The 581-nt window shown below is 32.9% G+C and carries 1 protein-coding gene; it reads left to right on the forward strand.

Annotation, left to right across the window (positions count from 1 at the left end; translation table 11 throughout):
• Window positions 1–512, forward strand: a 512-nt coding sequence (locus tag ACS8FD_RS23010) for a sugar-transfer associated ATP-grasp domain-containing protein (protein ID WP_439277564.1), incomplete at its 5' end; no start/stop codon positions are given.
• Window positions 513–581 lie beyond the last annotated feature (69 nt).

The raw sequence follows: 581 nt of genomic DNA on the forward strand, positions 1-581 counted from the left end.
TAGTAGTCCAAGAAAAGATAGAACAGTCTGAACTAATAAATGCTTTTAATAAGGATAGTATAAATACTGTTCGTGTAAGCTTATATAAAGATAAAGATAATGTAGTACATATGCTCAATTCCGGTATACGTATAGGAAAAGATGGAAGCTTGGATAACGTATCTGATGGTGGAATAGTCTGTAGTATAAAACTCAATGGAATGCTGAATGAGTATGCAACCGATATAGATGAAAAAAAATATTTAAGTCATCCCAATTCAGGTTTTGTGTTTGAAGGAGAGAGCTTACCACTATATGAAGATTTGGTAGAAGCCAGTAAAAGCATTGCCAGATCTGTTATAGGTGCTCGTATAATCAGTCTTGATATGGCTCTAGACTCTACTGATAGATGGCGGTGCATAGAGATAAATCTGTTTGGTCAAACTATAAGGATTCCACAAAACGCAGGGGAATCATTCTTAGGTGAATATACTGATGAGATCATCAATGATCTAATTAAGTCTAAAAGATGATCTATTTTTATCAATGCTTCATCTAATAATGATAATAAATTTACAATCAGTAGCTAAAGAACGTAATTT

The sequence above is a fragment of the Psychrobacter sp. 1U2 genome, from assembly GCF_051847575.1.